The 11282-nt window shown below is 61.4% G+C and carries 6 protein-coding genes; 5 read left to right on the top strand and 1 reads right to left on the bottom strand.

Going from position 1 to position 11282, the window contains the following annotated elements:
• Positions 1–6: 6 nt before the first annotated feature.
• Positions 7–957 (bottom strand): transporter, encoded by a 951-nt coding sequence (locus D8U82_RS07875; protein WP_130901989.1) that lies wholly within the window; start codon positions 955–957, stop codon positions 7–9.
• 514 nt (positions 958–1471) lie between these two features.
• Between D8U82_RS07875 and tpx the strand changes: the two genes are divergently transcribed.
• The 5 genes from tpx (at position 1472) to D8U82_RS07850 (ending at position 11262) form a co-directional block, all read left to right on the top strand.
• Entirely contained in the window at positions 1472–1972 is a 501-nt protein-coding gene (tpx, locus tag D8U82_RS07870; RefSeq protein WP_130901988.1) for a thiol peroxidase, read from the top strand.
• 174 nt (positions 1973–2146) lie between these two features.
• A complete protein-coding gene (locus D8U82_RS07865) occupies positions 2147–3451 on the top strand; it encodes an MdtA/MuxA family multidrug efflux RND transporter periplasmic adaptor subunit (protein ID WP_129998667.1) in 1305 nt (434 codons plus the stop codon).
• Positions 3448–6549: an MdtB/MuxB family multidrug efflux RND transporter permease subunit gene (locus D8U82_RS07860; protein ID WP_125926890.1), complete on the top strand. Its 3102-nt coding sequence runs from the start codon at positions 3448–3450 to the stop codon at positions 6547–6549. Before D8U82_RS07865 ends, D8U82_RS07860 begins: the two co-directional genes overlap by 4 nt.
• A 139-nt stretch (positions 6550–6688) precedes the next feature.
• Complete coding sequence (locus D8U82_RS07855) at positions 6689–9796, top strand: efflux RND transporter permease subunit (RefSeq protein WP_071172349.1); 3108 nt, start codon at positions 6689–6691, stop codon at positions 9794–9796.
• On the top strand, positions 9793–11262 hold the full coding sequence (locus D8U82_RS07850; protein ID WP_122507276.1) for an efflux transporter outer membrane subunit: 1470 nt from the start codon (positions 9793–9795) through the stop codon (positions 11260–11262). The genes D8U82_RS07855 and D8U82_RS07850 overlap by 4 nt, the downstream gene beginning before the upstream one ends.
• The last annotated feature ends 20 nt before the right edge of the window (positions 11263–11282 follow it).

Raw genomic sequence — 11282 nt, 5'->3', positions numbered from 1 at the left:
CCGGGTCTAGAAAAACGCCAGGGTCAGATTGACGCTGAAGCCGTTGCCCTCGGGGCGGTTTTTGGTGTCGAACTCCGGCACCCAGCGCGCGCTGATATTGGCCTGGGCATCGGCGAACTTTCCGGCCCAGCCAATCACCGGGCCGGCGCCGACCGAACGGCCGCGATAGCCATTGAAGACATCGGCGGTCTGGCCTTTGTCGTCGGTCAGTTGCTGCACGTAGCCGGCGGCAAGTCCGGCGTTCCAGCCATTGCCCAAGCCGTGAGTCCAGAGGGCGTCGAGGGTGAAGATGTTGCCGTTGCGATAGTCGGTAGCGTCGTTCTCGGTGTAGAACTCCAGCCCGCTGGACAAGGTGAACTCGCCGCCCTTGCCGTCGAGATGGGTAAAGGCCACGGTCGGCATGAACGTGTAATTGTTCTGTCCGGGATTGGCCAGGCGATCCTTGTTATAGGCGCCGGTCGGCACGTAGATCGGTAGCGACAGCGAGAGATGATTGAGTTCGTCGAAGTGATAACCAGCGGCGAGCGGGGTGATCAGCGCATCGGCAAACTGCGTGCCGGAATCACTGTCACCCAAAGTGCGCCCGCGCGGGCCGGTGATGCTCGCCTTGATGTCGGTGTATTGCACCGGCAGGCCCATTGCCGAGGCGAAATTCCAGCGGCCCTTGCCGGTGTTCCAGACATGGGTGAAGTTGGCTATGGTGTAGGAGACTTTCACGTCGATCCCGCCACTGATCGCGCCGGAAATCGGTGCGCCGTCGCTGCCCTTGAGCGAGCCGTCGTACCAGATGCTGGTCAACGACATTACCCAGCCCGGCTCCGGCGGCACGATGCCAGCATTGGCGAACACTTGCTGGCCCGTGATCGGCCGGCCGACGCCACCTTCTGCGGCGAACAGCGATGGACTGACGCCCAGGCACAGCAAGAGGAGGAGACGCCCGCTCCGTGGCTTGAGCATGGCGAACGCCGCGCCACCCGGCCGCGGCAGAAATCCTCTATTCCCGGCTCGACTGCAGATCATTTCCCGATTCCATGGTGTTTTTCCGGACAACTGAGCACTGTCGCGCCGCTACTGCGTTATCCCTTTGCTTATCAAGCCTGTAGGACACGTCCTTCTGAAACTAGCAGCTAATCGGGGGTTAGCCAGTCGAAGGAATTAATTCGTTGGTGCGGGGGACGCGGTGCACATATCACACCTCTAATCGTCGGAGCCGGGCTTAATCGAAGGTGGTTGGGGTGGCACTGCAAACTTCTGTGGAAGCGAGCCTGCTCGCGAAAGCGGTAGCCGAGTTGACACACGTTTCTGATATCGATACCCGATTTCGCGAGCAGGCTCGCTCCCACAGGACCTGTATACAATCTCGCCGTGGAGCGCCCAACAATTTCCAACGGGGCATAGGTCGCCAGCCGATTTCGTGGTTAACTTCCGCCTCTTGCATGCTTTCCAATCAAAAAACAGAAGGACTCAAGTCATGGCTCAAGTCACCCTCAAAGGCAATCCGGTTCAAGTCAACGGCCAGTTGCCACAAGCCGGTTCCAAGGCGCCAGCCTTTTCCCTGGTAGCCGGCAATCTGTCCGACGTCACCCTGAAAGACTTCGCTGGCAAGCGCAAAGTCCTGAACATTTTCCCAAGCGTCGACACCCCGACCTGCGCCACTTCCGTGCGCAAGTTCAACGCCCAGGCCAACGACATCAGCAACACCGTGGTGCTGTGCATCTCCGCTGACCTGCCGTTCGCCCAGGCGCGCTTCTGCGGCGCCGAAGGTCTGGAAAACGTACAGAACCTGTCGACCCTGCGCGGCAGCGAGTTCATCGAAAACTACGGCGTGGCCATCGCTGACGGCCCGCTGAAAGGCCTGACCGCTCGCGCCGTTGTGGTGCTGGACGTAAACGACACCGTCCTGCACAGCGAACTGGTCAAGGAAATCGCCGAAGAGCCTAACTACGAAGCGGCACTGTCCGTTCTCAAGTAAGGCTTTTACAATTGTTAACGGCCTGGCCCTGTCCAGGCCGTTTTCATTTGTGTATCAGGGTTTTGCCTCACACCTTGAAACGTAAGTGGAAGGTAAATTGCCGGTAAAGCTGCTTTGCTTAAATCCACTCAGTGCTTATCGTTCAGCCTCCCGTAATAGAAGCCCACGCGCCCAATGGTCAATAACTCCATGCAATCGTCCCCCCGCAAATCCCGTCGCTGGCTGATCAGCCTGCTGGTCCTGTTGGTCATCGCTGTCCTGTGCTGGAAGTTCTGGCCCGCCGGCTCTGCTGACAAGGCGGGCGGCGACAAAGCGGCCGCCGGCCATACCGGGCGCTCGGGAATGATGCGGCCGGGCTTCGGCGGCGGTACCGGGCCGATTCCGGTGCGTGTGGCGCCGGCGGTGAAGGGCGACTTCCCGCTGTATTACAAGGCACTGGGCACGGTCACCGCGCTCAATACCATCAACGTGCGCAGCCGGGTGGGCGGCGAACTGGTGAAGATTCATTTCGAAGAAGGGCAGATGGTCAAGGCGGGCGACCTGCTGGCCGAGATCGATCCGCGTCCTTACCAGAATGCTCTGCTCCAGGCCGAAGGCACGTTGCTGCAGAATCAGGCGCAACTGAAAAACGCCCAGGTCGACGTCGAGCGTTATCGTGGGCTGTATAAAGAAGACAGCATCGCCAAACAGACCCTCGACACCGCCGAAGCGCTGGTGGGGCAGTATCTGGGCACGGTCAAGACCAATCAGGCAGCGGTCAACGACGCCAAGCTCAATCTCGAATTCACCAAGATCCGCGCGCCGATTGCCGGTCGCGTCGGTCTGCGCCAGGTCGACGTCGGCAACCTCGTCGCCGCAAATGACACCACGTTCCTCGCGGTGATCACCCAAACGCAACCGATCAGCGTGGCCTTCACCTTGCCGGAAAACAGCCTCGACACCGTGCTGGCCCGTTACCGCAGTGGCGCCAAGTTGCCTGCCGAAGCGTGGGATCGCGGCGACACCAAGCTGCAAGCCACTGGCGTGCTGCAAAGCCTCGACAACCAGATCGACGTCGCTACCGGCACCCTCAAGTTCAAGGCCCGTTACGATAACCGCGACCAGTCGCTGTTCCCCAACCAGTTCGTCAACGTTCATTTGCTGGCCGACACGCTCAAAGGTGTAGTGCTGGCGCCGTCGGCAGCGATCCAGTTCGGCACCAATGGCACCTTCGTCTATGCGCTGGACGGCGACAAGAAAGTCACCATTCGCCAGCTGAAAATCGGTGCCAGCGACGGTGACAACACCGTGGTCACCGAAGGCCTCGCCGCGGGCGATCGCGTTGTGCTTGAAGGCACCGACCGCCTGAAGGAGGGCAGCGAAGTCGAAGTGGTCAATGACAGCAGCGAAGTGCCGACCTCGCCGACCGAACACCTGCAAGGCAAATCCGCCGCCAATCCCGATGCGACCACCGCTGAAAAGGCCAAGAAGGGCGCATGAACATTTCGCGGCTGTTCATCCTCCGTCCGGTAGCCACCACCCTGAGCATGCTGGCCATTGTCCTGGCCGGCCTGATCGCTTATCGCCTGCTGCCGGTTTCGGCCTTGCCGCAGGTCGATTACCCGACCATCCGCGTCATGACCCTGTACCCCGGCGCCAGTCCGGACGTGATGACCAGCGCCGTCACCGCGCCGCTTGAACGCCAGTTCGGGCAGATGCCGGGCCTGACGCAAATGGCTTCGACCAGCTCCGGCGGCGCTTCGGTGCTGACCCTGCGTTTCAGCCTCGACATCAACATGGACGTCGCCGAGCAGCAGGTGCAGGCCGCGATCAACGCCGCGACCAACCTGCTGCCTACCGATTTGCCGGCGCCGCCGGTGTACAACAAGGTCAACCCGGCGGACACCCCGGTGCTGACCCTGGCCATCACTTCGAAAACCATGCTGCTGCCCAAGCTCAATGACTTGGTCGATACGCGCATGGCGCAGAAGATCGCCCAGATCAGCGGCGTCGGCATGGTCAGCATCGCTGGTGGCCAGCGTCAGGCGGTACGAATCAAGGTCAACCCCGAAGCGCTCGCGGCCAACAGCCTCAACCTGTCGGACGTGCGCACGCTGATCGGCGCCTCCAACGTCAACCAGCCGAAAGGCAACTTCGATGGCCCGACCCGGGTGTCGATGCTCGATGCCAACGACCAACTGACCTCGCCCGAGGACTACGCCAACCTCATCCTGACCTACAAGAACGGCGCGCCGTTGCGGCTCAAGGACGTCGCGGAAATCGTCGATGGCGCCGAGAACGAGCGTCTGGCCGCGTGGGCCAACCAGAATCAGGCGGTGCTGCTGAACATCCAGCGTCAGCCGGGCGCCAACGTCATCGAAGTGGTCGACCGCATCAAGGCCTTGCTGCCGAGCATCACCGACAACCTGCCGGCCGGCCTCGACGTCACGGTGCTGACGGATCGCACCCAGACCATCCGTGCCTCGGTCACCGACGTGCAACACGAACTGCTAATCGCCATCGCGCTGGTGGTCATGGTCACGTTCCTGTTTCTGCGCCGCGCCAGTGCGACGATCATTCCCTCGGTGGCCGTGCCGCTGTCGCTGATCGGCACCTTTGGCGTGATGTACCTCGCCGGTTTCTCGGTGAACAACCTGACGTTGATGGCGCTGACCATCGCCACTGGCTTCGTGGTCGACGATGCCATCGTCATGCTCGAGAACATTTCACGCTTCATCGAAGAGGGCGACAGCCCGATGCAGGCCGCGCTCAAGGGCGCGAAACAGATCGGCTTCACCCTGATTTCCCTGACCTTGTCGCTGATCGCCGTACTGATTCCGCTGCTGTTCATGGCCGACGTGGTAGGGCGCCTGTTCCGCGAGTTCGCCATCACCCTGGCGGTCGCAATCCTGATTTCCCTGGTGGTGTCGCTGACCCTGACGCCGATGATGTGCGCGCGCCTGCTCAAGCGTGAACCGCAGGAGCACGAGCAAGGCCGTTTCTACCGCGCCAGCGGTGCGTTCATCGACTGGATGATCAACGAATACGGGCGGATGCTGCGCTGGGTGCTCAAGCATCAGCCGCTGACCTTGCTGGTCGCCATCGGCACACTGGCGTTGACCGTGTTCCTGTACGTGATCGTGCCGAAGGGTTTCTTTCCGGTGCAGGACACCGGGGTGATTCAGGGTATTTCCGAAGCGCCGCAGTCGATCTCCTTCGCGGCGATGGGCGAACGGCAGCAGCAACTGGCGAAGATCATTCTCGAAGATCCGGCGGTGCAGAGCCTGTCGTCCTACATTGGCGTCGACGGCGACAACGCCACGCTCAACAGCGGCCGCTTGCTGATCAACCTCAAGCCCCATGGCGAGCGCGATCTGACGGCCAGCGAAGTGATTTCCCGCCTGCAACCAAAACTGGACAAACTGGTCGGCATTCGTTTGTTCATGCAGCCGGTGCAGGATCTGACCATTGAGGATCGGGTCAGCCGCACCCAGTATCAGTTCAGCATGTCTTCGCCGGACTCCGAATTGCTCAGCCAGTGGAGCGGACGTCTGGTCGAAGCCCTGGCGCAGCGTCCGGAGTTGACCGACGTTGCCAGTGATTTGCAAGACAAAGGCTTGCAGGTCTATCTGGTGATCGACCGCGACGCCGCATCGCGCCTTGGCGTGTCGGTGGCGAATATCACCGATGCGCTGTACGACGCGTTCGGCCAGCGGCAGATTTCGACCATTTACACCCAGGCCAGCCAGTACCGCGTGGTGCTGCAAGCCCAGGCCGGGGAGAAGATCGGCCCGCAGGCGCTGGATCAGATTCACGTCAAGACTACCGACGGCGCGCAGGTGCGTCTGTCGAGTCTGGCGCATGTCGAAGAGCGTCAGGCGCAACTGGCGATCACCCACATCGGCCAGTTCCCGGCGGTGATGATGTCGTTCAACCTCGCGCCGGGCGTGGCGTTGGGGCATGCCGTGGACATCATCGAGCAAGTGCAGCAGGACATCGGCATGCCGGTCGGCGTGCAGACTCAGTTCCAGGGCGCGGCGCAAGCGTTCCAGGCTTCGCTGTCGAGCACCTTGCTGCTGATTCTGGCGGCGGTGGTGACCATGTACATCGTGCTGGGCGTGCTCTACGAGAGCTACATCCACCCGATCACCATTCTTTCGACCTTGCCGTCGGCAGCGGTCGGTGCGTTGCTGGCATTGCTGCTCAGTGGCAACGACCTGGGCATGATCGCGATCATCGGCATCATTCTGCTGATCGGTATCGTCAAGAAGAACGCGATCATGATGATCGACTTCGCCCTCGACGCAGAACGCACCCAGGGCATGGCCCCGGCAGAGGCGATCTATCAAGCGGCGCTGCTGCGCTTCCGGCCGATTCTGATGACCACGCTGGCGGCGTTGTTCGGCGCAGTGCCGCTGATGCTGGCCACGGGGTCTGGCGCGGAACTGCGTCAGCCGTTGGGTCTGGTGATGGTCGGCGGTTTGCTGGTGAGCCAAGTGTTGACGCTGTTCACCACGCCGGTGATTTACCTGTACTTCGACCGCCTCGGAAGGCGCTTTGGCAAAGCCAAGGCCGAAGGTGAAGAGGTCGCGGTATGACCCCGCAATCAGCATATATCCCTTGTGGGAGCGAGCTTGCTCGCGAAAGCGGTGGGTCAGTCACTTTCAATGTTGAATGTAATACCGCATTCGCGAGCAAGCTCGCTCCCACAGGGTTCGGCGGTAGGGGCTGGAGCGCATGAATCTTTCAGGTCCCTTCATCAAACGCCCCGTGGCAACCATGTTGCTCTCGCTGGCAATCATGTTGCTCGGCGGTGTCAGCTTCGGTCTGTTGCCGGTTTCGCCGCTGCCGCAGATGGATTTCCCGGTGATCGTGGTCCAGGCCAGTCTGCCGGGCGCCAGTCCGGAGGTGATGGCTTCGACGGTGGCGACGCCGCTGGAGCGTTCGTTCGGTGCGATTGCCGGTGTCAATACCATGAGCAGCCGTTCCAGTCAGGGTTCGACGCGGGTGATTCTGCAGTTTGACCTCGACCGCGACATCAACGGCGCGGCGCGGGAAGTGCAGGCGGCGATCAATGCTTCGCGCAATCTGCTGCCAAGCGGGATGCGCAGCATGCCGACCTATAAAAAGGTCAACCCGTCGCAGGCGCCGATCATGGTGCTGTCGCTGACTTCGGATGTGCTGGAAAAAGGCCAGCTCTACGACTTGGCCTCGACCATCCTCTCGCAAAGCCTGTCGCAAGTGCAGGGCGTTGGTGAAGTGCAGATCGGTGGCAGTTCGCTGCCGGCGGTGCGCATCGAGCTCGAACCGCAGGCGCTGAACCAGTACGGCGTGGCCCTCGACGATGTGCGCAAGACCATTGCCGACGCTAACGTACGGCGGCCCAAGGGTTCGGTCGAGGACGGCGAGCGCTTGTGGCAGATCCAGGCCAACGACCAGTTGGAGAAAGCCAAGGATTACGAGTCGCTGATCATTCACTACGCCGACGGCGCCGCATTGCGTCTCAAGGATGTGGCGAAAGTCAGCGATGGCGTCGAAGACCGTTACAACAGCGGTTTCTTCAACGACGATGCGGCGGTATTGCTGGTGATCAACCGTCAGGCCGGCGCCAACATCATCGAGACGGTCAACGAGATCAAGGCGCAGTTGCCCGCGCTGCAAGCGGTGCTGCCGGCCAGCGTCAAACTCAATCTGGCCATGGATCGCTCGCCGGTAATCAAGGCCACGCTGCACGAAGCCGAGATGACCTTGCTGATCGCCGTCGCCCTGGTGGTGCTGGTGGTTTACCTGTTTCTGGGTAACTTCCGCGCCTCGCTGATCCCGACCCTGGCGGTGCCGGTGTCGCTGGTCGGTACCTTTGCGGTGATGTACCTCTACGGGTTCTCGCTGAACAACCTGTCGCTGATGGCGCTGATTCTCGCCACCGGTCTGGTGGTGGACGACGCCATCGTGGTGCTGGAAAACATTTCCCGGCACATCGACGAAGGCGTCAAGCCGATGCAGGCCGCGTACCTCGGCGCCAAGGAAGTCGGCTTTACCCTGCTGTCGATGAACGTCTCGCTGGTGGCGGTGTTCCTGTCGATTCTGTTCATGGGCGGGTTGGTCGAAAGCCTGTTCCGCGAATTTTCCATCACCCTGGCGGCGGCAATCGTGGTGTCGCTGGTGGTGTCCCTGACGCTGACACCGATGCTCTGCGCGCGCTGGCTCAAGCCGCACACCCCGGGCCAGGAAAACCGCTTGCAACGCTGGAGCCACAAGACCAACGACTGGATGGTCGGCAAATACGCCACCAGCCTCGACTGGGTATTGCGTCATCGGCGTCTGACCTTGTTCAGTCTGCTGCTCACCGTTGGCGTCAACATTGCGCTCTATGTGGTGGTGCCGAAAACCTTCCTGCCGCAACAGGACACCGGCCAGTTGATCGGTTTCGTGCGTGGCGACGACGGTCTGTCGTTCAACGTCATGCAGCCGAAAATGGAAACCTTCCGCCGCGCCGTACTCAAGGATGAAGCGGTGGAAAGCGTGGCCGGGTTCATCGGCGGCAACAACGGCACCAACAACGCCTTCATGATCGTGCGCCTGAAGCCGATCAAGGAGCGCCAGCTTTCAGCGCAGAAGGTCATAGAACGCCTGCGCAAGGAAATGCCCAAGGTGCCAGGGGCGCAGTTGATGCTGATGGCCGACCAGGATCTGCAGTTTGGCGGCGGTCGCGAGCAGACCAGTTCGCAATACACCTACATTCTGCAAAGCGGCGACCTCGCCGAGCTGCGCAAGTGGTTCCCGAAAGTGGTCACCGCGTTGCGTGCCTTGCCCGAGCTGACCGCCATCGATGCCCGCGAAGGTGCCGGGGCACAGCAGGTGACACTGATCGTCGACCGGGATCAGGCCAAGCGCCTGGGCGTCGACATGAACATGGTCACCGCCGTGCTCAATAACGCCTACAGCCAGCGGCAGATTTCGACGATCTACGACAGCCTCAACCAGTATCAGGTGGTGATGGAGGTCAATCCGAAATACGCTCAGGATCCGGTGACACTCAAGCAGGTCGAGGTGATTACCGCAGACGGTGCGCGGGTGCCGCTGTCGACGTTCGCCCATTACGAAAACAGCCTGGAAAACGACCGGGTCAGTCATGAAGGCCAGTTCGCGTCCGAAAGCATTTCCTTTGACATGGCCGAAGGCGTGACCGTGGAGCAGGGCAGTGCCGCCATTGAACGGGCGATCGCCAAGGTCGGCCTGCCGGAGGATGTAATTGCGAAAATGGCCGGCACCGCTGACGCCTTCGCCGCGACGCAGAAGAGCCAGCCGTTCATGATCCTCGGTGCGTTGCTGGCCGTGTATCTGGTGCTCGGCGTGCTGTATGAAAGCTACATCCACCCGCTGACCATTCTTTCAACCTTGCCCTCGGCCGGGGTTGGCGCGTTGCTGTCGATCTATGCATTGGGCGGCGAGTTCAGCCTGATTTCCCTGCTGGGGATATTCCTGCTGATCGGCGTGGTGAAAAAGAACGCCATTCTGATGATCGATCTGGCGCTGCAATTGGAGCGTCATCAGGGCCTGTCGCCGCTGGAGTCGATCCGCAGCGCCTGTCTGCAACGCCTGCGACCGATTCTGATGACCACGCTGGCCGCGATCCTCGGCGCCTTGCCGTTGCTGCTCGGCCGTGCCGAGGGTGCGGAAATGCGCCAGCCGCTGGGACTGACCATCATTGGCGGCCTGGTGTTCAGCCAGGTCCTGACCCTCTACACCACCCCGGTGGTTTACCTCTATCTCGACAAGCTGCGCCATCGCTTCAACAAATGGCGTGGCGTGCGCACTGATGCCGCTCTGGAAACTCCGCTATGACTGACCGTTCGCTTCTCCAATTGGCCACCGTCCGCGGCTCGCGCCTGTTGAGCCTGTCACTGTGCGTGGCGCTGCTCAGCGCTTGCGCGGTCGGCCCGGACTACCAGCGCCCGCAAACTGCCGAAATCGCTCAGTTCAAGGAAGCCGAAGGCTGGCGTCAGGCCAATCCCAGCGACTCGCTGGCCCGTGGCGCCTGGTGGGAGTTGTACGGCGACCAACAGCTCAACGCCTTGATCGAAAAACTCAATAGCTCCAACCAGACCGTCGCCCAGTCTGAAGCGCAGTTTCGTCAGGCGCAGGCCTTGGTGCGCAGTGCACGCGGGGCATTTTACCCGAGCGTCGACCTGAGTCTGGGCAAGACCCGCTCGAGTCAGGGCACCGGTAGCAGCAGTTCGAGCCTGAGCAGTTCCTCAAGCGGCATCCGCGACACTTATAACGCGCAGTTGGGCGTCAGTTGGGAAGCCGACGTCTGGGGCAAGCTGCGCCGTGGCCTGGAGGCCGACGAGGCCAACGCCCAGGCGAGCTTTGCCGATCTGGCAGCGATGCGTCTGAGTCAGCAATCGGAACTGGTGCAGAACTACCTGCAACTGCGCGTCATCGATCAGCAGAAGCGTTTGCTCGAGGCCACCGTTGCCGCTTATGAACGCTCGCTGAAAATGACCCAAAACCAGTACCGCGCCGGGGTTTCCGGGCGCGATGCGGTGGCGCAGGCCCAAACCCAGTTGAAAAGCACCCAGGCCGATCTGGTCGACCTGATCTGGCAGCGCGCGCAGTTCGAAAACGCTATTGCCGTACTGACCGGCGAAGCACCGGCCAACTTCAGCATTGCCGAAAGCCAGAGCATCCCGAATCTGCCGCAGGTACCGCTGAGCTTGCCTTCACAACTGCTGGAACGCCGTCCTGACATCGCTTCGGCCGAACGCTCGGTGATTGCCGCCAATGCCAACATCGGCGTGGCGAAAGCCGCGTATTACCCGGACCTGACCCTGAGCCTGAGCGGCGGCTACAGCAGCAGTACCTCGAAAAACCTGATCAGCCTGCCGAACCGTTTCTGGTCGGTCGGCCCGCAGCTTTCTCTGCCGCTGTTCGACGGCGGCATTCGTTCGGCCGAGGTCGACCGCAGCGAAGCCGCCTACGACGAAACCGTCGCCCGCTACCGCCAGACCGTTCTCGACGGTTTCCGCGAAGTGGAAAACTACCTGGTCCAGCTCAAGGTGTATGAAGACGAAGCAGCAGTTCGCCAGGAAGCGCTGGATGCTGCCCGCGATTCCCTGCGCCTGACGGAAAACCAGTACAAGGCCGGGCTGATTGCCTATATCGATGTGGTAGTGGTGCAGGCCACGGCGCTGAGCAACGAACGCAGTGTGCTGAATATTCTGCAGAGTCGATTGATTGCCAGCGTGCAACTGATCGCCGCACTGGGCGGCGGCTGGGACGGCCAACTGGACGTCAGCGACAACCGCTGAACCTCGCTCCCACAGGGATT

The sequence above is a fragment of the Pseudomonas sp. Sample_23 genome, assembly GCF_004307595.1.
Classification (GTDB): Bacteria; Pseudomonadota; Gammaproteobacteria; order Pseudomonadales; family Pseudomonadaceae; genus Aquipseudomonas; species Aquipseudomonas atacamensis.
Note: the sequence above shows the minus strand (reverse complement) of the source record. Positions and strands in the feature narration are given on the sequence as shown.